Source organism: Streptococcus sp. oral taxon 431, from assembly GCF_001553685.1.
Taxonomy (GTDB): domain Bacteria; phylum Bacillota; class Bacilli; order Lactobacillales; family Streptococcaceae; genus Streptococcus.
The window spans coordinates 407,646-431,052 of sequence record NZ_CP014264.1 but is presented as its reverse complement, the minus strand read 5'-3'; the positions used below and the strand labels follow the sequence as shown (position 1 = coordinate 431,052).

Below are 23,407 nucleotides of genomic sequence, written 5' to 3'. Positions count from 1 at the left end.
CGTGATGTCTTGGACATTTGATAACAATAAACCCATTTATTTGCAGATTATGGAGAAAATCAAATTGCAGATTATTTCCCATAAACTCGAGCCCAATCAACAGCTTCCAACCGTTAGAGAATTAGCTAGCGAGGCAGGGGTTAATCCCAACACCATCCAGCGTGCCCTATCGGACTTGGAGAGAGAAGGCTTCGTTTATACCAAGCGGACGTCAGGACGCTTTGTCACAGAGGATTTGGACTTGATCCTCCAATCCCGTAAGCAACTGTCAGAAGAACAGCTGCAACAGTTTGTAACAGGCATGGTAGAATTTGGTTATGAAAAAGAAGAACTACCGACTGTTTTGAGAGATTATATTGAAGGAGTTTAAACTATGACCTTGTTAGCATTAGAAAATGTGTCAAAATCCTATGGAGCAAGCCCTGCTCTTACAAATGTTTCCCTTGAAATTCCAGCTGGAAAAATCGTTGGTCTCCTTGGCCCAAACGGTTCTGGAAAGACAACCTTGATTAAACTAATCAACGGCTTGCTACAGCCAGAGGAAGGGCGTATCCTTATCAATGGCATGGAACCAAGCCCAGCAACTAAAGCGATTGTTTCTTATCTGCCTGATACGACCTATCTAAACGAGCAAATGAAGGTCAAGGAAGCTCTCACTTATTTCAAGACCTTCTACCAAGATTTTAATCTGGAACGTGCTCAAGGTCTTCTTCGTGACCTTGGCATCGATGAAAATAGCCGTTTCAAGAAACTCTCAAAAGGGAACAAAGAAAAGGTTCAGTTGATCCTTGTCATGAGTCGCGATGCTCGTCTATATGTGCTTGATGAACCAATCGGGGGTGTCGACCCCGCAGCTCGTGACTATATCTTGAACACCATCATCAACAACTACTCTCCAACTTCAACTGTCTTGATTTCAACCCACTTGATTTCAGACATTGAACCAATCTTGGATGAGATTATCTTCCTAAAGGATGGAAAAGTCGTCCGTCAAGGAAATGTTGATGATATTCGCTATGAGTCTGGAGAGTCTATTGACCAGCTCTTCCGTCATGAGTTCAAAGCCTAGTTAAAGGAGATTATTATGTTTTGGAATTTAGTTCGTTATGAATTTAAAAATGTTAACAAATGGTATTTAGCCCTCTATGGTGCTGTGTTGGCTCTTTCTGCTCTTATCGGGGTTCAAGCTAGTTCCCTAAAATCCATCGATACACCTGATCAACAAATGATTATGTTAGTATTTCTAGGTCTGGTTTTTGGCGGACTAATCATTACCTTGAGTATTTCAACTTTGATTTTGATCATCCGTCGCTTCAAAGGCAGTGTCTATGACCGACAAGGTTATCTCACTTTGACCTTGCCAGTTTCCGAACACCAGATTATCTTAGCCAAACTCTTGGGGGCCTTCATTTGGTCTCTCATCAGTTCAGCAGTCTTGGTTCTGAGCATTTATATCATTCTTGTGATCATTGAGCCTAATTTCATTGATTTGCTTACTTTTAAAGACTTGTTCCAACAGTACCTAGACAGTATCGGCTTATCTCTGATTTCATATATCCTCAGCACAGTTTCAGGAATCCTTTGCATCTACTTGGCAATCTCTATCGGACAACTCTTTAATGAATACCGTACAGCTCTTGCCGTTTTAGCCTATATTGTTATCCAGATCGTGCTCGGTTTTGTCGGTCTCAACCTTCGCATAGATACTAATTTCAATATGATGCTTACATTTGAAATCTTTACAGATTTAATCCTAATTGCTGGATTCTACCTCGGTACTTACTATATCTTGAAAAATAAAGTTAATTTGCAATAAAAAATGCCCAGCTACTAGAGCTGGGTTTTTGCGTTAACTTAAAATCAAATTGGCTACGATCGGACTGACAAATACGTAGAGAATACCTGTAACACCGATGGCTAGTCCTCCCATAGCACCTGCAACTGGTCCATAGCGAAAGGCCGTTCCAGTTCCAACTGCGTGACCTGTTCCACCCAGGGCTAGTCCAGCCGCTACTGGATCGTCTATTTTTAGCCACTTTAGAAGTGTTGGGCCGATCACGCTGGTCAAAATCCCCGTCGCTACTACAACTACTAGGGTCACGGTAGTCAAGCCCTGCAACTTTTCTGTAATCCCTACTGCCATAGCGGTCGTTACTGACTTAGGAAAGAGGGAAATGGCTAGGAAAAAGTCCATGCCAAAGATTTTTGCGACTAAGGCTGTAAAAGAGGTATTGACGATGACAGCTAGGAAGCACCCCAGCAAGATACTTCTGACATGATGCTTCATCAAGTGGAAACTCTTATAAAGGGGAATTCCTAGAGCCACTGTTGAAGGAACAATCAAGTTATTAAGATAAACCCCACCTTGGTAGTAATCTTGGTAGGAAATGCCAGTTACCTTTAGAAAGATGATAATAAAAATAGCTGACAGCAGCAAGGGAGTCGTTAAGGGATGAGGATAGCGTCTGAAAATCATCATTCCCCCAAGATAGGCTAAGATTGATAAAGCAATCCCAAATAGGGGATTAGATACAAATTCGCTCATTTGGCACCTCTTTCTTCATAGTCACCTTCATAGCGTTTTTTGATAAATTGAACCACAAGCGCAATCAAGATGATATTAATCACTGCTGCAAAAAAGACAATCAAGACAATCGGCAGAAGATAGGGAGCAATCACATCAAATTTTTCCATAATTCCAACCGCAGGAGGTAGAAAGAGAATGGTCATGTTAGCTAGGAGAAAATTTCCAACCATGTTGACATGGCGAATACGCAGCCATTTGAACTGCAAGGCTAGAAAAAGAATAATCAAGCCGATGATACTTCCAGGGATGGGCAAATGAAAAAAACTGGAGATTCCTTCACCGATTAAAGAAATCACAAAGAGAATCATTAACTGAACATATAACTTCATTGTAAACTCCACAAATAGACTTTCTGCATACCAGTTTACTCTTTTTTCAGAAAATTTCAAGGAAATATAAAAGAAACATCCTTCTTGCTATCCAATCCAAAAAGGTGTATACTAATTGCGTGCGCAAGCATCATAGATGCACTAGTATGATTACACTATTATAGAGGGAAAGGAGATGGACATGACTTACTTAGAAAAATGGTTTGACTTCAACCGTAGACAAGTAGAGCTAGAAGCTATTTTAGAAGAGACCATCGCTGAGCAGAGTGAACAAACCTTGACACTCAAGGAATTTTACCTCTTGCACTTTCTAAATCAAGCTGAAGGCAAATCCCTACGACAAATCGACTTGCCAGACAAGCTCCACCTGAGCCCTAGTGCTGTTTCACGGATGGTGGCTCGCTTAGAAGCAAAAAACTGCGGCTTACTTAGTCGGAGATGCTGCGACCAGGACAAACGAGCTAGTTTTATCTGCCTGACAAGCGAAGGACAGACTACCTTGGCTTATTTACAAACAGCTGTCGAAGAGAGCTTAGAGACAAAAGCTAATTGGTTAGCCTAACATATTTTTTAAAAAACTTGCGTGCGCAATCATTTTTCTTGACATTCTTTTTTTCAAGGAGTAAAATGAAAACATGATTTAGCAAAGGAGAATCCTATGATTGAAATCACCTATCTTGATGCCAGCAAGCAAGAGAGAACCATGACCTTTGAGTCATACGAAGAATTTGAACGTTCTCAACAAGCCTGCCTGATTGGTGTCGCAGACTACTACCCTGTCCAAAAAGTAACCTACAAGGGGCATGATTTGGACTACCATGGGACTTACGGAGATGTTTTCTTCTATCTCATGAAACAAGATTTAAGCCAATATAACTAAAAAGGAGAAATACTATGGCAAAAGCAATTACAGACGCAACATTTGAACAAGAAACTAAAGACGGATTGGTCTTGGTTGACTTCTGGGCAACTTGGTGTGGTCCATGTCGTATGCAAAGTCCAATCTTGGATAAATTGTCTGAAGAACTTTCAGAAGATGTCTTGAAGATCGTTAAAATGGACGTTGATGAAAACCCAAACACAGCTCGTTCATTCGGTATCATGTCTATCCCTACTCTTCTTTTCAAAAAAGATGGACAAGTGGTTAAACAAGTTGCTGGTGTTCATACATCAGAACAAATCAAAGCTATCGTTGCTGAATTGAGTTAATCATACTAGAGACCAAGTGCATTCATTTGGTCTCTTTTTTCTTGTCCTTTGCCATTTTTCAAAAAATATGCTAGACTGTAACTAGAATATCACGATGTTTGGGACATGCCATCGCTAAAAAAAACCTCTACTTGGTATTTTTTAGCTCCCTCTAGGGAGCTTTTTGCGTGCTCTGAACATTTCCCATTTTGGAAGGAGTACTATGAAACGTCAATCAGCCTTGGTCGTCTTTAGTGGCGGTCAAGATTCAACAACCTGCCTTTTCTGGGCCAAGCAACACTATGAAAAGGTCGAAGTCGTTACCTTTGCCTATGGCCAACGTCACCATCTCGAAATTCAAGTGGCTAAAGAAATCGCTGAGGAACAAGGAATTCGTCATCATATCCTAGATATGTCTCTACTAGGACAAATTACTGAAAATGCCTTGACTTCAGATCTAGAAATTGAGCAAAAAGAAGGAGAGGTGCCTAATACCTTCGTTGACGGTCGCAATCACCTCTTTCTGTCCTTTGCTGCAGTTCTTGCCAAGCAGCGTGAAATTGCGGATATCGTGACAGGAGTGTGCGAAACAGACTTCTCAGGCTATCCTGACTGTCGGGATGTCTTTGTCAAATCACTCAATGTGACGCTCAACCTTGCCATGGATTACGACTTTGTAATCCAAACGCCTCTCATGTGGCTAGACAAGGCTGAAACTTGGGAATTGGCTGACCAACTCGGTGCCTTTGACTACGTTCGTGAGAAGACCTTGACCTGCTACAACGGGATTATTGGTACTGGTTGTGGAGATTGTCCTGCCTGCCATCTACGCCAACATGGTTTAGAGGTTTATCTCTCTCAGAAAGGAGAGGCCTGATGTTTTTTGCCCCCAAAGAAATCAAACAAGAAACTGGGGAATCTCTTGTCTACAATCCTCACAGAACCTTAGTCTCAAAAGAATTTACCTTTGATGCTGCCCACCACCTCTTTCACTATGAAGGAAAATGCAAATCCCTGCACGGTCATACCTATCATCTGCAAATCGCTGTCAGTGGATTTTTAGATGAACGTGGCATGACCTACGATTTCGGAGACATCAAAGCTATCTACAAGGACTACTTAGAGCCCCACCTAGATCATCGCTATCTCAATGAAACCCTGCCCTACATGAATACGACTGCTGAAAATATGGTTTACTGGATTTTCCAAACCATGAGCCAAGAGTTGCCAGACGAGCGCGGTCTCCGTTTGGAATATGTTCGCCTCTATGAAACTCCGACTGCCTTTGCAGAGTTTAGACGGGAGTGGTTAGATGACTAAGGAACGTGTCCTCAAACTACCAGTTCTAGAAATTTTTGGGCCTACCTTTCAAGGTGAAGGTCGTGCTATTGGCCAGAAAACCATGTTTGTCCGCACTGCTGGTTGCGACTACCACTGCGACTGGTGCGACTCTGCCTTTACTTGGGATGGTTCTGAAAAACCAACTCGCATGACAGCTGATGAAGTAATCGCTGAGTTAGATAAACTAGGAAGCTACGACTATGTCACCCTATCTGGGGGAAATCCTGCTATCCTAGCAGCCAATATGGCTCAACTGGTCACCAAACTCAAGGAACGTGGGGTCACTCTGGCTGTTGAGACCCAGGGATCCCGCTGGCAAAATTGGTTGAAAGATATCGACCAAGTCACTCTGAGTCCTAAGCCTCCTTCCTCCAAGATGGAAGTCAACTTTGAAACCTTGGACTTTATCGTTTCCCAACTAGACCCAGACAAAGTAACCTTTAAAATCCCTGTCTTTGATGATGCAGATCTAGCCTTTGCCAAAGGCATTCAAGAACGCTACCAACCAGATGTCCTCTTCTTATCGGCGGGAAATCCTGAGCCCAAGGCTACAGGCAATATTGTCCAAGACCAACTGGACCGCCTCAAAGAGCTATGGGAACGCGTCGCTGCTGATGATAGCTGGGGCAATGTCCGCGTCCTTCCTCAACTCCATACCCTCCTCTACGATAACCAACGCGGTGTTTAAGATTAGAAAGAAAAAAACATGTCACAACAAGAAGAAATGAAAAACCTAAGCCTACTGGGCAATAAAGAAACCAACTACATTTTCGAGTATCAACCCGAAGTCCTCGAGTCCTTTGACAATCGTCATGTGGAAAATGATTATTTTATCAAATTCAACTGCCCTGAATTCACCTCGCTTTGCCCTATTACCGCTCAACCAGACTTTGCGACTATTTATATTTCCTACATTCCTGACAAGCTCTGTGTTGAGTCAAAATCCCTTAAACTCTACCTCTTTAGCTACCGAAACCATGGAGATTTTCATGAAAACTGTATCAACACTATCGGGAAAGACTTGGTCAACTTGCTAGACCCTCGCTACTTAGAGGTGTGGGGGAAATTTACACCTCGCGGTGGCATTTCAATTGACCCTTACTACAACTACGGTAGACCTGGAACCAAGTATGAAGGCTTGGCAGAACAACGTCTCTTCCAACACGACCTCTATCCAGAGAAAATTGACAACCGCTAATACTCTTCGAAAATCTCTTCAAACCGCGTCAACGTCGCCTTGCTGTAGGTATGGTTGAGGCTGGGCAAAAACTCAATTTCAGGAGAAAATGAAGTAAATATCCTCACAATAAAACGCATAGCATCAAGTTTTTTCAATACCTGATACTATGCGTTTTTCTAATTCCAAAGACTTTTTTCCCAGCCTCTTCATCTACAACCTCAAGCAGTGCTTTAAGCAACCTGCGGCTAGTTTGCTCTTTGATTTTCATTGAGTATCAACAGATACAAAAAAGCCCTGTTCCTCATCATGAGGAGCAAGGCTTTTTGAGTTTCGATTATTCTTCAGTTCCAAGGAAGTTTTTAGCAACTAGAGCTGCAAGAACTCCACCAACGATTGGTGCAAGGATGAAAATCCAAACTTGTTGAAGAGCTACACCACCTACCAATACAGCAGGAGCCAAGCTACGAGCTGGGTTTACTGAAAGTCCAGTGATGTTCAAGCCAGCTAGAATCAAAGCTGTCAATGACAAACCAATCACAAAACCAGCAATTGCGCCATTCCCTTTGCTTGCTGAAGTTACAGTCATGATGACCAAAACAAACAAGAATGTTGCGATTGTTTCAAACAAGAAACCACCAAAGACAGTTACTCCGTTTGCCAAGGCATTTTCACCAAGACTTGCAGTTGACATACCTGAATTTGCCAAGAGGAAGAGTACAGATCCAGATGCAAGGAAAGCACCAACCACTTGTCCGAGGATGTAGTTTACAAGCTCTGAAGATGACAAACGTTTGTTAACAAACATAGCGATAGAAACAGCTGGGTTCAAGTGAGCACCTGAAACAGTTCCGATTGAGAAGGCTGCGACTACGATTGCCAAACCAAAAGCAAGAGCAATCCCAAGGTGTCCAAGACCTTCAACACCATTTCCAAAAACAACAGCTCCTGTTCCGATGAACACAAGCATAAAAGTACCAATTAATTCAGCAACAAATTTTTTCATGATAAGTCTCCTTTTTTCAAACTATGTATTAGTCTATCAGAAGAAGGAAAGGGTTTCAAGAAATGTGCTTGGAAAATTTTGTGTAAGTTTTCACATTTAATAGTCGAAATCTAATATTGAAAAGATTGAATGACTTCTTTCAAGTCAGCTTGTAAACTATTTCTCTGGTCGAGTTGAACATAGACTTCTAAGAGACAGGATCTAAAATTGGAAAATTTATAAAAATCTTCCGTCTCTTCTATCGGGAAATCAAGTGACTTTATCCAAGAGGTTAGTGTCGCTTGATCCACCTTGCCTTGCAAAATAGGTTCGTAAAGAACTCTGGCTAAGCGCCATTCCTCATCATCTATAAATCGAACCGTAATTCTTTTAAATAGTTGGCCAAGTATGTCAAATACTTCATGAACTCTGTTTTTAGGAAAGTCTGGATGACAAACAACTTCAGTCAAAAGATCAGCCCCATGAGCAAAAGCATGCACCCAACCATATTGAGTTGAAAAACCTGTCGTATCCTCTTCTTTTTCAAGGTAATGCAACCCTTGATTGAGCAACGTATTTCTGATATCAGTTTTAAGCACTTGATAAAAAAGAGACTGTTGGTTGCCATCGGCAGATAAGAGATTGGCATAAATAAGTGCCCTAAAAGAACGTTCAAGCGTTGAAGCTCCTGCCTTATCAATCTCTTTATCTAGGCCACCATCAGAAACAATCATAGCAGCAATCAACTGAAATTGCTCCTTGGTAAATAACTCTTCTTGAATCCCTCTAGCCAGACTGGTAAAAACCAATTCATCGCGAATCTCTGGACTCGGATCCCCTATGTGCTCAAGCAACCACAGGATTTCTTCTTGACGATAGCTCGGTTTTGCTTCTACTACTTTTCTTTTCAATTCTGGATACATCTGCCTACCTCCTATCATACACATCTATTATACAACATTCTTTTCTAGCTATCTTCATTATAAGAAATAAACATGTTAGTCTCAGATAGTTTTTTCACTCTTAGAGGGTTAATTTTTTCCAAAAACCAAGTATTTGTTTGACACAAATTTCACAAAGGTGTATACTGAAACGTGATAGGACTTCTTTTAGAAACCTATCACGACTCACTTATAAACCTTTTGCTGTTCTTTTATGAACGTTTGAATGGTATCACGGATACCGAGGAGGAATCATATGTCTAAAGTAGCTATCGTTACAGGTGCAGGTCAAGGGATCGGTTTTGCAATCGCAAAACGCTTGGTTCAAGATGGTTTTAAGGTTGGAGTTTTAGACTACAACGCTGAAACAGCTGAGAAAGCAGTTGCTGAATTGTCAGCAGATAAAGCTTTTGCTGTTGTAGCTGATGTGTCTAAACAAGCAGAAGTTGCTGCAGCTTTCCAAAAAGTTGTCGATCATTTCGGAGACTTGAACGTTGTGGTAAACAACGCTGGTGTCGCTCCTACTACACCTCTGGATACAATTACAGAGGAGCAATTTGCTCGCACATTTGCTATTAACGTCGGTGGTGTGATTTGGGGAGCACAAGCTGCTCAGGCTCAATTTAAAGCACTTGGTCACGGTGGTAAAATCATCAATGCTACTTCTCAAGCAGGTGTTGTCGGAAATCCAAACTTGACTGTATACGGCGGTACAAAATTCGCTGTTCGTGGTATTACTCAAACATTGGCGCGTGATTTAGCAGAGTCAGGTATCACTGTCAACGCCTATGCCCCAGGTATCGTTAAAACACCAATGATGTATGATATCGCTCATGAAGTTGGAAAAAATGCAGGAAAAGATGACGAGTGGGGTATGCAAACATTCGCAAAAGATATTACATTGAAACGCCTATCCGAACCAGAAGATGTAGCTGCAGCAGTTAGCTTCCTTGCTGGACCAGATTCAAACTACATTACAGGTCAAACCATTATCGTTGATGGTGGTATGCAATTCCATTAAGATATATAAAAAGAGGTTGGAAAATGATCCAACCTCTTTTATCATCTCCACGATTCCAATTTTCGGAGTCGTTTTTTGTCATTTAAAACAATCTTTCTGTCCTATTCATGCTTCAGAAATGAAAGGATTTCTTCAAGACTAGCGGAACTTCCTTGCTCTAAATAGCGTGATTTACTACCATTTTGATAGACTGAAAGATTCGGAACGGTTTGGATATCCATTTCTTTTGCAAAGGCTGTAATTTCATCCTTTTCATCAGAATCACTATCCAAATAATAGACCGTCTGGTGACTTTTTTGAATCGCTAGAGCCAAATTGGGCACAAACTTTTGACAGTAGGGACAGGATTCTCTTCCAATGTAGACGACAAACTCGTCGCCATTTGCAAGTTTGGAGCGCATTTCTTTCATATTGATTGCTTTGGTATACTGAATAGCTTCCTGATAAGTTTTTGGAAGAACAGGCTGACTGAATTTCCAAATCATAAACAAAATCGGCATAGCAATTCCAATGATAAGCAAGCTAAGTTTTTTATTGACACGCACTAGCATCTCCGTCCTTTTCTAAGTATTTTCCCTAGTCTAATCGCCCACGACAAGATATAAAATCCAACCGATAGATCTATAATATCGCACATTCTGAAGACAAAGTCTTTAGTAAACTTTATTAAATAAATGTCATTCTAAAATCTCAACAATATAACTCTATTGTTGCACTTTTATGATTTTATTCTCCCAACTGGGCACTGTAGTTGATAATTTGGTCAACTGTATCAGACAAGAATTGGATGGTATCACGGAGTGGTTTATCCGTTGAGATATCGGCTCTGATAATCATAGCTGATTCAAGTGGTGTTTTGCTACCACCTGATTTGAGGAGATTGAGCCAGTCTCTAGCTCCATTCTCAGAGTTTTTAAGATGAAGGTAACCAGCAGTCGAGATGACAAGTCCTGCTGAATAGGTATAACTATACAAGCCCATGTAATAGTGAGCTTGGCGCATCCAAGTCAGTGCTGCATCATCATCAATCTCAATAGCATCTCCCCAGAAATCCGTCAAGACTTCTTTCATAATACTGTTGAGTTTGCTTGCCCCAAAGGTTTCTCCTTCTTCAATCAGTGTATAAACCTTACGTTGGAAGGCTGCTTCCAAGAGGTGGGTGATAAAGTTATGGAAGTAGGTATCTGTCAAGCGGTGAGCAAGAGCGAATCGTTTCTGACGTGGATCATCAGACTGGTGTTCCAAGTAATCACTTAAAAGCAATTCATTGAAGGTTGACGGTGCTTCGACATAGTAGGTAGACATGTGAGCATTGAAGTAACTTTGGTGATTGTCAGAAAAGATGAATTGACCAGAGTGACCAATTTCATGAATCAAGGTATAAACATCGCTCAAACGACCTGTCCAGCTCATGAGAACATAAGGATGCACACGGTAGGGATCAGCTGCATAGCCACCAGAATCCTTACCACTATTAGCAGCAAAGTCCACCCAGCGTTCTTCTTGATAGCGAGCAACTTCTTGACTGTATTCTTGACCCAAAGGTTCTACCGACTTCATAACCAAATCGTAGGCATCATCAATAGTCACTTCAGGATTCAGAGCACTGTCCAAGTCCAATTTCCAGTCCGCAAAGGTCATCTTCTCAAGACCATTGACCTTGGCAACATGCTTGAGGTATCTCTGAGCGACTGGCGCAAAGTCCTTCATGATGAGGTCAATCTGGCGATCAAACATGGAACGATCTACTTCTTGCTCAGCTAAAAGATAGTCAAATACTGAGTCGTACCCCTTCATATCTGCCAAGAGTTTTTCAGACTTGACTTGGGCTAGATAGGCTGCCGCAGCCGTATTTTGGTGCTTACGAAGTCCTTCTGAAAAGGAACGGAAGGATTTCTCACGAACTTCAGCATCCTCGTGATTTTGGTAGAAATTTTCATAGGTCACAAAGCTATTTTTGTAAGTCTTCCCATGGGCTTCAAAGTCAGCCATTTCAAAGTCGCCAGCTCGCATCTTAGTATAGATATCCTGTGGACTATAGAAAACTTCACCCAGATTAGTCAAGGCCTTCTCCACATCAGCCCCAAGATAGTGGGCTTTTTTGATTTTCGCCTGACGAATAGCCGACGTCAAATGTGGTAAGTTACCCAAACGGTCCAAGACTTCCTCATCTGCAGCCACTAAGGCATCATCAAAGAAGGTTAAGGCGACACTGGCATCTGTCTCAAAGTCCATTCCAGCTTGGGCGATATTGGCATAATCTTCATTACCATAGTCTGTCGTCTGAGGCATAAAGGCGTAATTACCGATATGGCTCATCTGGATATAGATTTGCTCCAATTCTGCAAAGGCCTTTTCAAAATCTTCAAAAGTGTGAAGATTATCCTTGTAGTCACGGCTAAATTGATTGATGTCTTCACGCGCCTTCTCAATCGCACGCAAGAAATCCTCGCGGTCTTGGTATAGGGCTGTTAAGTCCCAAAGTTCCTTTTCAGGAAATTCTGAACGGTGTTTTTGTTCCATCTTTTTCCTCTTATTTCTCTAATTCTAATAAAACACTAAGGGCTGACAGGGCATAAAGCGGTGCTGTTTCTGCTCGCAAAATACGAGGACCAAGACCTGCCAAGACTGCTCCTTTAGCTTCAAAACTCTCGATTTCTGCAGGTGAGAGACCACCTTCTGGACCAAAGATAAAGAGCAATTTAGCTCCTTTTTCCAGTCCAGCAACTGCTTGTATAAGTGCGGCTGATTCTCCTTCTTTAGCCGACTCTTCATAAGCCACCACGATGCGATCAAACTGGCTCAGTTGTGCTAGAAAGTCTGCCTTTTTCTCAAAAAGCGTAATACTTGGGACAAAGTTGCGCTTGCTTTGCTCGGCTGCTCCAAGGGCGATTTTTTCTAGTTTCTCGACTTTTTTCCCTAGTTTTTTACCGTCCCATTTAGCAACTGACCAGTCTGCAGGGAAGGCCCAAATCTGACTGGCACCTAGTTCCGTCACCTTTTGAGTGATAAACTCCAACTTATCTCCCTTGGGAAAACCAGATGCGATAGTCACTTGGACTGGCAGTTCCACATTGTCATCCAATTCCTCAACCAGCTCAAACTGACGCGCCTCCACATTGACCACGCGCGCCAAACGCTTAATGCCATCATCAAATACTAAAGCGACCTCATCATCTTCTTTCAGGCGCATAACCTGAAACATGTGCTTGCTGGTCTCCTTGTCCTCGATGGTGACAGGAGAGACTGCACTGCCCTTGACAAAATACTGTTGCATACTAGCCTCCAATTACACCAGAGATATCCTTGGTCTTCTTGAAGACACAGGCATTCCATTCCCCTTGAATCATATGGGTTTCAAGGAAAAATCCAGCTGACTCAGCTGACTCACGCACCATGTCCCACTTGTCCTTGATAATGCCACTCATGATGAGATAGCCTTCATCCTTGACCAAGCGATAAGCATCCTCCGTCAGATGAATGAGGATATCCGCCAAGATGTTGGCCACGATGACGTCTGCCTCAATCTCCACGCCTTTAAGCAAATCGCCTGGGGCTACATGGATGTTTTCCATACCAGGATTGAGCTCAATATTTTCCTGAGCGACGCGAACCGCCACGTCATCTAGGTCATAGGCAAAGATTTCCTTAGCGCCAAGAAGAGAACTAGCAATAGAAAGAACACCAGAACCAGTCCCTACATCTAGTACTGTTTCGCCGCCACGAAGAACCTGCTCCAAGGCAAAAAGGCTCATCTTGGTTGTTGGGTGGGTCCCTGTCCCAAAGGCCATACCAGGATCTAGCTTGATAATCTTCTCGCCAGTTGTCGCCTCATAGTCCGTCCATGACGGCACGATAGTCAAGTCATGAGTGATACGAGCTGGCTCATAATATTTCTTCCAGTTGTCAGCCCAGTCTTCCTCAGCCAAGGCAGTCGTGCCAATCTTGACTTCTCCTAAGTCCATAAAGTCTGTCAATTCTGCAAGACGCGCCTGCAAATCCGTTTCAACAGCTGCTACATCAACTGTGTCAGGGTAGTAGGCAGTCACCACGATTTCTTCCTGTTGCTCGACTTCTGGGAAAATCTCACCGAAACGGTCGACATTGCCCACATAGTCCATGCTATCTTCAATTGCTACCCCTTGGGCACCTAACTCAATCAAGAGGTTGGAAACCAACTCCTCTCCCTCACGCTTCACTGTAACTTTTAACTCTTGCCATGTTTCCATCATTAAGATACCAAGCCCGTAAAACACAAAGCCAAAATAGGAAACTCTCTGAAGACGTTTGTGTATATAAGAAGTTTATCTTTTTGGCACCGTGTTTAGGGCGGGTTCAGTTTAGAAATTTAACTGAACCATCCTTTCTATTTCTCTATCAATTTTTTCATGTAGACCATATCCATGCCTTCTTTTTCAGGCTCGATATGAGTTTGACGGTAGCCATTCTTCTCGTAGAAGGCAACCATTCCCGCATCCTGTAATACCGTACACAAATCCCATTGTGTGATGGTTGGAAATTCTTTTTCCAGTAAGCTTAAACCTTTAGATCCATACCCTTGTCCTTGATACTGAGGCAAAATCGCTGCCGTTCCCAACCAAGCATTCGTTAACTCGGCATTGGTCTGAACTCGTAAAAATCCGATGTTTTCTTCATCTTATTTTACAAAGTAGTAATAGCTATTGGGACGCTCGACTAATTTCCATTTGATTCGTTCGCGGTCCTCGAGATAAGGGTCATATTCATCATGGTATTTTTCATAAACAGCCTTAAAGCTGGCTCTCTGAATTGCAATAATAGTTTCTAAATCCTCTGCTCCCGCTCGAACAAGTGTTATCATAAACTTTCCTCCAAATAATCCCTCAATCTCCCCTGTAGCTGAGGCACTGCCTGTTTAGAAGTGAGAAATTCTTCAACGGGCATCAGCTTATAAGCCTGACCTTCATCTCCAAAGGTGATATTGTCAAATTGTTCTTGTCTTAGCTGACCAACCATAAAGACCGATTGCTTGTCTTTAAAGATTACGCTAGGATAAATCTTGCTCCAAAGCAGACAGTCTTCATATAAATGAATTCCCAATTCCTCATAAACTTCACGCGCTGCGCACTCGAAAGGGCTTTCGTTTCCTTCACGACCACCACCTGGCAACTCCCACATGTTGGGACAAGGGATATCGTCCTTGTCATCACGTAAGATAGTCAAGACCTTATCCCCACAAATCAAGGCAATCTTGCAACCTTGGAAATCCATTCTGCTATCCAATAATTCCATGATATTTACTCTTTTCTATGATAACAATTACTCTCTAGGAAAATACGAGCTAGCTTTCTTCGATTACTTTTTGGCACTCTGCATCCCAGTATGCTTGCCATCTGCCATGTTTTTTAGCAAAATAAACCGTAAACTCATCGTTTACATAATCTGCAACATAGCGAAGATTAGGCGGGTTTTCCTCACCACTTAATATCCAAGGATGGAAGTAAAAGGTTTTCTCCCACCTATTCTGAGTATAGCCTAGATCCTTAGCATACTGAGGGATGGGTTGTTGCAACTCGCTTTCCAAATAGGACTGAATAGCATTATCAATACTATTTAAACGAGCTAATAGTTGCTGAAACTGCTCTTCTTCCTCCGTCTTAAAACCAACTAGAAATTCAAATTCCACAAAATCTTCAGGAAATTCAAGTTCTGTGATTTTCCCATCCTCAGCATAGCGTCCTTCCTCATTAACAAGGCGACGAGTTCCTGACTTCAATACTCTCTCGAAATCTAGATCCGCAAAGCGATTGCGGGGAAGGAACGACTCACGTTCTTGGGATTTTTTACTAAATAACCGCTTAAATTTCTGAAGCATCGGACAGCTCCCTTTTCTATTTCTCAGCTCACTGAGTCTCTTCTTCCTGTATGGCTTGTTCCAACTCATCTAACCACTGCTGGTAGTAGGATTTCTCATCCCGTAACATCCGGCTGCTATTCATTTTTTGTCTAGCAATCTTCATAGCCTTGTGAGTTTGAACTACATCTTTCTTTGCCTTAAATTGATACCAAGCTTGAATGACCTGCATATCTGCTGTTTTTAGAGATAAAAAGGATTTGACCCCTCGAATACTTGCATATTCTTCCGCCTTCTTATTATCTCCTTCTATCAGAGCAATTTGAAGAAGGTATAATTGAGAAATAGATTTAGACATTGGATTATCTGTTTTCTCTAACACAGACTGAAACTGTTGCTTTGCAAGCTCTATATTATCATCCAATATGAATACCAATCCCTGAAGAGTCTGAACACTTTCTGCAAAACTCCCTCTCACATCCTCATCAACAGACATGATAAAGTCTTTTAAATCATATTCTTGAGGAGCTAGCAAGGTCTGGGCAGAATGCCTCAACATCAGGTAGGCGTATTTCGTATTTTCAGGGTGTTGTAGCAATTCCCAAATTTTTGCTCCATCGGTAATCCCAACTGGCAGAGCATTGAATAAAAGAAGAGATAAATTTAGACAAATCCAAGTGCCTGCAAAATACCAGTTTGTTGTCAAAAAACCAAAAAGTGTTGCCAATAATATCAAGCAAAGGTGAACTATCAAGCCTCCTGAAAGCATCAAGATGATTCTTTGATCACTTTCATTCTCTTTTAAACCAATATACTGAGCACCAACATTTTTTATAACTGCTGTTCGACTAAGATGAAGCCTTCCTGACTTTTTGGTTAAAAGAAAGTTCCCTAATCCAAAAGCCACCAGCCGATAGCCTGTCAAGTAGCCACAAAAAGCATGTCCCAACTCATGAAGAATAAAGATTAAATACATACTTAGAAGAGCGAAGGCATAACCAAAAGTAAAGACTAAAACTGCGGAATACCCCAACTCTGCAAATGCGATTGTTCCACAAGCAAAAGCTAGCATAATAAATACAAAAGCTAGCACATAAACCAAATAAATCCCAATTTTCTTCATAAAATCTCCAACCAACTCCTAGTATCTCGGATAAGGGTAAAATTCTCCTTCTTCCAATCCAACTTTTCCTTCTTCAAAGACTTCTTGGTTCCATTCCATGACGAATTCTTCTGCTTCTGGGTCTTCCAAAAAGTCCATGAGGGCATCTAGTCCAACCTCTGCAGTATCTTTAAGAAATAGCGCAAAATAAGCTAAAAACTCACGAGAAAAACCTTTCTTCGGCAAATAAGGGATGACTGTGAGATAGTCTTCTGCATTAACTGTTGACTTGGCAGGGTTGTAAAAAAGTACCGCTTCTTCAAAAAGGATATCATCTGACGAAACCTCTCCGTCTTCATCTAACATCTCCACCCCTGCAGCATTTTGTGCCTCTAATAGAAAACTCACTTCAACCGCATGATTACGCTTGTCCCAACTAATCTCATAATCAAAAGGAAAGTTCTTTTCCAACTCTTCTTGTAAAACATCTAAAAATCCGTATGTTGCCATTTTGTCCTCTTTCTATACGACTCTTAAATCGCCCCGAATGCTCGGAAATATGCTAAAATAGATACTACCATCTTACCACATTCGTATCAGAAAATCCATGTTAGAAAGGACTGCTATGCCAGACAATCTCGCGCTTCGTATGCGCCCCAAAACCATCGACCAGGTCATCGGTCAGGAGCATCTAGTTGGACCAGGCAAGATTATCCGCCGTATGGTGGAAGCAAATCGCCTATCCTCTATGATCCTCTACGGACCTCCAGGCATCGGAAAAACCAGTATCGCTTCAGCCATCGCTGGAACGACCAAGTATGCTTTTCGGACCTTCAATGCGACAGTTGATAGTAAAAAACGCCTCCAAGAAATCGCTGAGGAAGCTAAATTCTCAGGTAGCCTTGTACTGCTACTAGACGAGATTCATCGTCTTGACAAGACGAAACAAGACTTTCTCCTTCCTCTTTTGGAAAGCGGTCTAGTCATCATGATCGGGGCGACAACTGAAAATCCTTTCTTTTCTGTCACTCCAGCCATCCGCAGTCGTGTTCAGATTTTTGAGTTGGAACCCTTGTCTAACCAAGATGTCAAAGAAGCCATTCAAATAGCCATAACTGACCCTGAACGAGGTTTTGAGTCCCCTGTTGAGTTAGATGATGATGCCCTTGATTTTATCGCAACATCTACCAACGGAGACCTCCGTTCTGCCTTTAATTCGCTTGATTTAGCAGTTCTCTCCACCCCAGAAAATGATGACGGTGTCCGCCACATCACCCTCGACATCATGGAAAATAGTCTTCAGAGAAGCTACATCACTATGGACAAGGATGGAGACGGACACTATGATGTTCTATCTGCCCTGCAAAAATCCATCCGTGGATCCGATGTCGATGCTAGTCTCCACTATGCTGCTCGCTTGATAGAAGCTGGTGACCTTCCTAGCCTAGCTCGTCGTTTGACTGTGATTGCTTATGAAGATATTGGCTTAGCTAATCCAGAAGCGCAAATCCATACCGTAACTGCTTTGGATGCTGCGCAAAGAATCGGCTTCCCAGAGGCTCGTATCCTCATTGCCAATGTCGTCATTGATCTGGCACTTTCACCTAAGTCTAACTCAGCCTACGTGGCTATAGATAAGGCCTTGGCTGATCTTAAAACATCGGGGCATCTACCGATTCCACGTCACTTGAGAGATGGACATTATAGCGGCAGCAAGGAATTAGGTAACGCCCAAAATTATCTCTATCCACATAATTATCCTGGTCACTGGGTCAAGCAAGAATACCTACCAGAAAAAATCCGTGACCACCACTACTTTTCTCCAGAAGATAGTGGAAAATACGAACGGGCCCTGGCTCAACGCAAGGAAACCATTGATAAATTACGAAACTTATGAAATCCTTTTCAAAATTTTTAATTTTCCCTTGATTTTTTTTGAAAAAGTGGTATCATATAATCATAGAAACGCTGTGGTGTACGACTTCACATTTAAGTGTTGACCGACTATTTTTTGTATTATTAGGGAAACAAAAGTCTTCTAACAGCATGTAGGCCGTCTCACACGGAAACAGCTTCAGTTAGAGCGAGTTGCCCACCTGCTTAATTGCGCGGGTTCAATACAAACCGTGAAGTTTCGGCACCAATACAGCTTTTTATTTGCCTCCTTAGCTCAGTTGGTAGAGCAGTAGACTCTTAATCTATGGGTCGCAGGTTCGAGTCCTGCAGGGGGCATCTAAATCAACAGGAAGAAGCCTTGATTTACAAGGCTTTTTTGCTTGTCTGTAACTGATTTGCCCCATCATTTGCCCCACTTTTAAATCTATCTTTTCTTTTTGAATCAAATTACATCTTAACAAATAGTGTAAAGCCAGTTACTTTTGCTTTGATGCCATACAATATTTTCATGTAGAGAAGACAAATTTTATCTTCTCTTTTTATTTTCAAAATAATAAAAACTGATTTTCTTTTCATGAATCAGACTGAAACTTCCAAATTTTCCATTTAGTTTATTGATATTTCCTCTAAAAAGGTGTATAATATTTTTACTATTAAACTATACTATATAACAGGATGGTCTTGAAATGAAATTTTCTAATCGTTTATCGCTATTCCTTGCAGGAGTTATTTTTGTCCTTTTAGCACTCTTTCTATTTACAGACCCAGTAGCTAATCTTGTTGCTTACAGCTGGTGGATTGCATTTGGTTTACTGGTTGCTTCCATAGCAGCTATTTTAGGCTATTTCTCTGTACCAAAAGAGCTTCGCTCACCAGCTCATCTTTTCCAAGGGATTGTTAATCTTCTCTTAGCTCTTTACCTCGTTGCCTATGGCTTTGTGACGCTGCCAGTTGTCATTCCAATTATTTTAGGGATTTGGTTAATTGTAGAAGCCATTATAGTTTTCTTTAAAGGCAATCGTCTGGGATTGATTTTCCCTATTATTGGCAACCATATCATGTGGATAGCGTTGCTTGCATTTTTACTAGGTCTAGTGATTTTGTTCAATCCAGTAGCTACAAGTGTCTTTGTCGTTTATGTCGTTGCCTTTGCATTTTTAATTGTTGGTTTCACCTATATCCTTGATGCCTTTCGTAAATAATCTAGCTGCCATTTTGGGCATATTAAAATAGCTGGGAAGTTACATTCTCAGCTTTTTCTGTTGCCTCTTTAGCTAAGTTGGTAGAGCAGTAGACTCTTAATCTATGGGGCGCAGGTTCGAGCCCTTGTAGGGGCATCTAAATCAACAGGAAAAAGCCTTGAAATCAAGGCTTTTTTACGTCCAATAGCTTTTTGTAGCAAAGTATTTAAAAATAAAAGAGAAGAGAATCTCTCACTCTCTTCTCAGTATATCTTATTAAATTCAGTCTTTCTTAATCTACCTGATTTTCCTTTGCAACGACAAATTCTTTAACCAGTCGATAGATAACAGCAAATACGGGGGTAAAGAATATCATTCCAAGCAGTCCGAAAAGATTCCCTCCGATACTAGCTGCTGCAAGTGTGAAAAGAGCTGGCAAACCAATAGACTGACCTACAACTTTTGGATAAATAAGGTTTCCTTCAATCAGCTGTATAACTTGATATAGAAGAAGAGAAAGTAAGGCTTGAGTAGGACTCACTGTGAAGATAAAAATCGCTCCCACAACACAAGCAATCATAGGCCCTACATAAGGAATGAACGATAGCACTCCTGCAAAGATACCTGTCATTACTCCATAGGGTATCCCAAACATGCTGTAACCAACCGCTATCATAACTCCTATGATAACTGCTTCAATCAGCTGACTCATCAAAAATTGGTCATAAGTCTCTAGTGCTACTTGTCCAATGTAAGTCAACTTTATCACCACCTTCTCTGGAAGAAAAACTTTTAGAAGTCGACTCGTCATCGCTGCCAAATGTTCCTTACTGGATAAAAATGAAAAGGTGAAGACTATAATCAAAAAGGCATTCATCAAACTTGAAAAAATATTGCCGATATTACTAGTCAGACCTGATAAAAAACCTATCAAAGCTTGGCTAATAGAACTAGATTGTCCCTGTATGCCTGATACGATAGTTGACAACATGTCTTTGGTTACAAATTCCGAGCTGCCTAGCAATTTCCCAAGTTGAGTAAGGACTGTTGAAAGGACTGTTCCCAGCTGACTAATAGTCTGAGCTAGGGTTGGCAGCACCAAAACCAAAAGAGCAATCACGATTAAGATAAGAGCTAGGAAAACAAGTACCATGGCAATCGGACGGCGCAACCCTGCCTTTACCTTCATTTTAACTAGGAATTCTTCAATTTTTTTCATGGGAACATTGAGCACAAAAGCAATGACAGCACCATAAATCAAGGTAGAAGTTACTTCAAAGAGAGATACTGCCCCTGATATAAAGCTTGATGCATTCAGAATTACAAGAGTAACCAGCCCTATAAAAAGTATTAATGGGGTGTATTTTTTTACTAAATTCATAAATTCTCCTTAATAAACATGTTTAGATACGACTATACTATTTGGTTTTTCAAACTCTCGGTCAAGGTAAGCTTGGTAAGTTCCTGGTGCGATAAATCCTTTGGGTGAGAGGATATCTGTTCCAGCCTGACCGACTATGGTATCTGCCAGGAGCACACAATTTGTGGATAAGACAAAGTAGGATTTAAACTTAGATTTGATAAATTTATAAAGTTCCCCATCCGTCTCATGTCTGATTTTATAAGCGTAGGTGTAGTCTTCCTTACCATCACCTGTCGTGATTTTATCCGCACTTGGCTCCCATGGAATCGTTAGTTGTTTTAATTCAGCTAATTTTTCCTGAACCGCTTCTTCCATTTCCGGTGTCAAATCTATTCCGTAACCAAATAGCGTTTTTTGACTCTCCCGTTTACATAAGTCAATGTACTTATCACGGTCGCAAAAATATAAAACACCATCTCCAACCATACCAAATAAGGTCTCAGATGACGGATCATAGTTTCCATAAGAAATCACACGTCCTTGATAACAAAGGTCCACATGACCAATAGCTGAAAATAGAGAAGTCTCCGCTGTATGAACGAAAATTTCAAGCTCCGCTGTCTTACCAGACTTCACCATTCCAAGATGGATATCTTCTTCCTCATCAGCATTTTCCAGCATAAATTTGTTAATTTTTGCTAAAGTTCTTGCAGGGATGAGAGCGGCTAGGGCAATAGGTAAGCTCATTCTGACACGACGTTTGAGATGGTTTTTCCCAATTTCCTTTTCAAATAAGAAACCGTCACGGATATTGGACACACCATAAAGGCAAAAATAAGCCCCTAAAACAAAGAGTTGAAAGACAGAATTTCCCGTAGAGGACAAAAGACTAGTCCCACCAAGAAAAACTAGTACGAGACCATCTAGTAAGAAACGAAAACGAGGTCGAATTTTGTTTTTGCGGTAGAGAACATAGGTGACAAGGTTGATACTAGCATGAAAAATCTGATAAATTCCAATCACAAGAGCCAAAATATAAATTGGCACATCAGTAGCAAGATTCGAGCCTAGCAAATATCCCATCACTAACAATTTAACCAGTGCAACTCCCAAGGTGTCCGTTGACTGACTTTTTTTGAAAATACGTAATACTAAATCTAAGACCGTTGCTATCCAAGCTAAAAACAGAACCAGTCGAATAACCGTCACTGGCAACCAAGTTCCCGTGACCATCAAGATAAGACCTAGCAGAACAAACAAGAAACCCTGAACAAGTAATTTCTTACCTGTCAGACCTAAAGAAAGAATTTTTTCCATAAAAGACCTTTCAAAAATAATAATTAAGCCCTTTGATCAAATTGACTGGTAAATAGCTGACGGCACAAACAGCCTGTGCCAGCAAGACATGGCGACTGACTGTAGCAATGTCACCATCTTGTCTTTTGCACTTCTGAAATTTGTTTTATTGAGTCGAAATCAGAGCTTTTAAAAACTAGCTAAACTTGAGAGATAAGTACAATTGAGACGAAAAAATGTCTAACCAATACTACTTGTAAAGGTAAGAAAATATTATTTCTATTCTATTAATGATTTATATACTATCTATTGTGACACAAAACTCACTATAGTTCAACATTTTACTAATTAAAAATCATAAAAGAAGTTTCAAGTCCTCATAACGCTTTGAAAAGAACAAAAAAACGGAATGAAATAACATATAATTAGATTATTAAACAAAGTTTACTAGGCACAAACTAAGATATGTTTGATCAAGCAGAGAGGGGAGATGCTGTTTCTTTAAAACAAGTTTATCTCACTATTTTTTATGAACTGCCTTTCCAGACATCTCTAATCTGATGACACTCTTCAAAAATATTTTAAAAATTTAAAACAAAAGTCTTGCTTTTCATTTTATTTGTGATATACTTGTTCTCGTATTAGATACAAGTTATCCAAAGGAGTTTATATGGATACAAAATTTTCAGTAGCCTTACATATCCTAACCATGATTAGCGAGAGCAAGGATACCTTAAGTTCACAAGCTCTGGCTGAGAGCGTCGGAACCAACGCTAGTTATATTCGTAAGGTGATTGCCTTATTGAAAAACGCTGGCTTAATTACTTCCCATCAAGGAAAAACAGGCTATCAACTCAGTAAGTCCCCAAAGGAAGTGACCTTACTTGAGATTTATTTTTCCACACAAGAAGTCAACCACATCAGCTTATTTCCCGTTCACCAAAATAGCAATCCGGATTGCCCAGTAGGGAAACATATTCAAGCTGCCATTTCGCCACTATTTGCTAGCGCTGAAGCTCAACTTGATAAGGAACTAGCCCAGCAAACCTTAGAAGATGTCATTAACAATCTTTATAAAGATGCCAAACAAAAACGAAACTGATTTGCATGCAGATCAGTTTTAAAAAGACTATGCTTGTATCTCTATCGGATACAACAAAAAATAGA

General features: G+C 41.0%; 28 protein-coding genes, 1 tRNA gene and 1 pseudogene. 15 read left to right on the top strand and 15 right to left on the bottom strand.

Translation table 11 applies throughout. The annotated features are described in order from the left end of the window. Window positions 1–4 precede the first annotated feature (4 nt). From AXE83_RS02120 to AXE83_RS02110, 3 genes are read left to right on the top strand one after another with little or no spacing between them, the layout of a single operon-like run. Window positions 5–370 (top strand): GntR family transcriptional regulator, encoded by a 366-nt coding sequence (locus tag AXE83_RS02120; protein ID WP_000119157.1) that lies wholly within the window; start codon window positions 5–7, stop codon window positions 368–370. 3 nt (window positions 371–373) lie between these two features. Next, the gene (locus AXE83_RS02115; protein WP_060955244.1) at window positions 374–1,069 is read left to right on the top strand and encodes an ABC transporter ATP-binding protein; all 696 of its coding nucleotides are present in this window, start codon (window positions 374–376) and stop codon (window positions 1,067–1,069) included. A 15-nt stretch (window positions 1,070–1,084) separates the two neighbouring features. Continuing rightward, window positions 1,085–1,816: a hypothetical protein gene (locus AXE83_RS02110; protein ID WP_060955243.1), complete on the top strand. Its 732-nt coding sequence runs from the start codon at window positions 1,085–1,087 to the stop codon at window positions 1,814–1,816. Between the two features lie 33 nt (window positions 1,817–1,849). Here the strand turns inward: AXE83_RS02110 and AXE83_RS02105 are convergent, their stop codons facing one another. Beyond that, complete coding sequence (locus AXE83_RS02105; RefSeq protein WP_060955242.1) at window positions 1,850–2,545, bottom strand: LrgB family protein; 696 nt, start codon at window positions 2,543–2,545, stop codon at window positions 1,850–1,852. Continuing rightward, window positions 2,542–2,916, bottom strand: coding sequence for a CidA/LrgA family protein (locus AXE83_RS02100; RefSeq protein ID WP_000781321.1), 375 nt, complete (start codon window positions 2,914–2,916; stop codon window positions 2,542–2,544). The genes AXE83_RS02105 and AXE83_RS02100 overlap by 4 nt, the downstream gene beginning before the upstream one ends. A gap of 181 nt (window positions 2,917–3,097) precedes the next feature. Between AXE83_RS02100 and AXE83_RS02095 the strand changes: the two genes are divergently transcribed. From AXE83_RS02095 to queF, 7 genes are all read left to right on the top strand, one after another. Beyond that, complete coding sequence (locus tag AXE83_RS02095; protein ID WP_060955241.1) at window positions 3,098–3,478, top strand: MarR family winged helix-turn-helix transcriptional regulator; 381 nt, start codon at window positions 3,098–3,100, stop codon at window positions 3,476–3,478. 96 nt (window positions 3,479–3,574) lie between these two features. Beyond that, window positions 3,575–3,796, top strand: a complete 222-nt coding sequence (locus AXE83_RS02090; protein ID WP_000570260.1) for a DUF4649 family protein — start codon at window positions 3,575–3,577, stop codon at window positions 3,794–3,796. Between the two features lie 14 nt (window positions 3,797–3,810). Continuing rightward, window positions 3,811–4,125, top strand: coding sequence for a thioredoxin (gene trxA / locus AXE83_RS02085; protein ID WP_060955240.1), 315 nt, complete (start codon window positions 3,811–3,813; stop codon window positions 4,123–4,125). A 202-nt stretch (window positions 4,126–4,327) separates the two neighbouring features. After that, the gene (queC, locus tag AXE83_RS02080; protein WP_060955239.1) at window positions 4,328–4,981 is read left to right on the top strand and encodes a 7-cyano-7-deazaguanine synthase QueC; all 654 of its coding nucleotides are present in this window, start codon (window positions 4,328–4,330) and stop codon (window positions 4,979–4,981) included. Next, window positions 4,981–5,424 carry a 6-carboxytetrahydropterin synthase QueD gene (queD, locus tag AXE83_RS02075; protein ID WP_060955238.1) on the top strand — a complete coding sequence of 148 codons (444 nt, stop codon included), beginning with the start codon at window positions 4,981–4,983 and terminating at the stop codon, window positions 5,422–5,424. The genes queC and queD overlap by 1 nt, the downstream gene beginning before the upstream one ends. Continuing rightward, window positions 5,417–6,133 carry a 7-carboxy-7-deazaguanine synthase QueE gene (gene queE, locus AXE83_RS11175; RefSeq protein WP_060955237.1) on the top strand — a complete coding sequence of 239 codons (717 nt, stop codon included), beginning with the start codon at window positions 5,417–5,419 and terminating at the stop codon, window positions 6,131–6,133. Before queD ends, queE begins: the two co-directional genes overlap by 8 nt. A gap of 18 nt (window positions 6,134–6,151) precedes the next feature. Continuing rightward, entirely contained in the window at window positions 6,152–6,643 is a 492-nt protein-coding gene (gene queF / locus AXE83_RS11170; protein WP_000082589.1) for a preQ(1) synthase, read from the top strand. 316 nt (window positions 6,644–6,959) lie between these two features. Here queF and AXE83_RS02060 read toward each other — a convergent pair whose 3' ends face one another. Both AXE83_RS02060 and AXE83_RS02055 read right to left on the bottom strand, forming a co-directional pair. Further along, the gene (locus AXE83_RS02060; RefSeq protein WP_060955236.1) at window positions 6,960–7,628 is read right to left on the bottom strand and encodes an MIP/aquaporin family protein; all 669 of its coding nucleotides are present in this window, start codon (window positions 7,626–7,628) and stop codon (window positions 6,960–6,962) included. Window positions 7,629–7,738: 110 nt separating this feature from the next. Further along, window positions 7,739–8,530: a DUF2785 domain-containing protein gene (locus tag AXE83_RS02055; RefSeq protein ID WP_060955235.1), complete on the bottom strand. Its 792-nt coding sequence runs from the start codon at window positions 8,528–8,530 to the stop codon at window positions 7,739–7,741. A gap of 274 nt (window positions 8,531–8,804) precedes the next feature. Between AXE83_RS02055 and AXE83_RS02050 the strand changes: the two genes are divergently transcribed. Continuing rightward, entirely contained in the window at window positions 8,805–9,569 is a 765-nt protein-coding gene (locus AXE83_RS02050; RefSeq protein WP_000048146.1) for a (S)-acetoin forming diacetyl reductase, read from the top strand. Window positions 9,570–9,670: 101 nt separating this feature from the next. Here the strand turns inward: AXE83_RS02050 and AXE83_RS02045 are convergent, their stop codons facing one another. From AXE83_RS02045 to AXE83_RS02005, 9 genes and pseudogenes are all read right to left on the bottom strand, one after another. Then, complete coding sequence (locus tag AXE83_RS02045) at window positions 9,671–10,120, bottom strand: thioredoxin domain-containing protein (protein ID WP_223299869.1); 450 nt, start codon at window positions 10,118–10,120, stop codon at window positions 9,671–9,673. 175 nt (window positions 10,121–10,295) lie between these two features. After that, window positions 10,296–12,092: an oligoendopeptidase F gene (gene pepF / locus AXE83_RS02040; RefSeq protein WP_060955234.1), complete on the bottom strand. Its 1,797-nt coding sequence runs from the start codon at window positions 12,090–12,092 to the stop codon at window positions 10,296–10,298. Window positions 12,093–12,102: 10 nt separating this feature from the next. After that, the gene (locus AXE83_RS02035; RefSeq protein ID WP_060955233.1) at window positions 12,103–12,846 is read right to left on the bottom strand and encodes a 16S rRNA (uracil(1498)-N(3))-methyltransferase; all 744 of its coding nucleotides are present in this window, start codon (window positions 12,844–12,846) and stop codon (window positions 12,103–12,105) included. A 1-nt stretch (window position 12,847) separates the two neighbouring features. Continuing rightward, the gene (gene prmA, locus AXE83_RS02030; protein ID WP_150114555.1) at window positions 12,848–13,798 is read right to left on the bottom strand and encodes a 50S ribosomal protein L11 methyltransferase; all 951 of its coding nucleotides are present in this window, start codon (window positions 13,796–13,798) and stop codon (window positions 12,848–12,850) included. 137 nt (window positions 13,799–13,935) lie between these two features. After that, window positions 13,936–14,409 (bottom strand): annotated as a pseudogene (locus tag AXE83_RS02025) (GNAT family N-acetyltransferase). Further along, window positions 14,406–14,840 carry an NUDIX hydrolase gene (locus tag AXE83_RS02020; RefSeq protein WP_049509292.1) on the bottom strand — a complete coding sequence of 145 codons (435 nt, stop codon included), beginning with the start codon at window positions 14,838–14,840 and terminating at the stop codon, window positions 14,406–14,408. Before AXE83_RS02020 ends, AXE83_RS02025 begins: the two are co-directional and overlap by 4 nt. A gap of 49 nt (window positions 14,841–14,889) precedes the next feature. Continuing rightward, on the bottom strand, window positions 14,890–15,423 hold the full coding sequence (locus tag AXE83_RS02015) for a hypothetical protein (RefSeq protein WP_060955231.1): 534 nt from the start codon (window positions 15,421–15,423) through the stop codon (window positions 14,890–14,892). Window positions 15,424–15,451: 28 nt separating this feature from the next. Beyond that, the gene (locus AXE83_RS02010; protein ID WP_060955230.1) at window positions 15,452–16,525 is read right to left on the bottom strand and encodes a M50 family metallopeptidase; all 1,074 of its coding nucleotides are present in this window, start codon (window positions 16,523–16,525) and stop codon (window positions 15,452–15,454) included. An 18-nt stretch (window positions 16,526–16,543) separates the two neighbouring features. Then, a complete protein-coding gene (locus AXE83_RS02005; RefSeq protein ID WP_060955229.1) occupies window positions 16,544–17,014 on the bottom strand; it encodes a DUF3013 family protein in 471 nt (156 codons plus the stop codon). A 115-nt stretch (window positions 17,015–17,129) separates the two neighbouring features. Between AXE83_RS02005 and AXE83_RS02000 the strand changes: the two genes are divergently transcribed. The 3 genes from AXE83_RS02000 to AXE83_RS01990 all read left to right on the top strand — a co-directional run bounded on the left by AXE83_RS02000 (window position 17,130) and on the right by AXE83_RS01990 (window position 19,602). After that, on the top strand, window positions 17,130–18,401 hold the full coding sequence (locus AXE83_RS02000; protein WP_060955228.1) for a replication-associated recombination protein A: 1,272 nt from the start codon (window positions 17,130–17,132) through the stop codon (window positions 18,399–18,401). A 262-nt stretch (window positions 18,402–18,663) separates the two neighbouring features. Then, window positions 18,664–18,736, top strand: a tRNA-Lys gene (locus AXE83_RS01995). A gap of 350 nt (window positions 18,737–19,086) precedes the next feature. Further along, window positions 19,087–19,602 (top strand): DUF308 domain-containing protein, encoded by a 516-nt coding sequence (locus AXE83_RS01990; protein ID WP_049509307.1) that lies wholly within the window; start codon window positions 19,087–19,089, stop codon window positions 19,600–19,602. A gap of 271 nt (window positions 19,603–19,873) precedes the next feature. Here AXE83_RS01990 and AXE83_RS01985 read toward each other — a convergent pair whose 3' ends face one another. Together AXE83_RS01985 and AXE83_RS01980 are read right to left on the bottom strand one after the other, a co-directional pair. Continuing rightward, window positions 19,874–20,962 carry an AI-2E family transporter gene (locus AXE83_RS01985; protein ID WP_060955227.1) on the bottom strand — a complete coding sequence of 363 codons (1,089 nt, stop codon included), beginning with the start codon at window positions 20,960–20,962 and terminating at the stop codon, window positions 19,874–19,876. 9 nt (window positions 20,963–20,971) lie between these two features. Then, entirely contained in the window at window positions 20,972–22,261 is a 1,290-nt protein-coding gene (locus AXE83_RS01980) for a hypothetical protein (protein ID WP_060955226.1), read from the bottom strand. A gap of 649 nt (window positions 22,262–22,910) precedes the next feature. Here AXE83_RS01980 and AXE83_RS01975 point away from each other — a divergent pair. Continuing rightward, on the top strand, window positions 22,911–23,342 hold the full coding sequence (locus tag AXE83_RS01975) for an Rrf2 family transcriptional regulator (RefSeq protein WP_060955225.1): 432 nt from the start codon (window positions 22,911–22,913) through the stop codon (window positions 23,340–23,342). The last annotated feature ends 65 nt before the right edge of the window (window positions 23,343–23,407 follow it).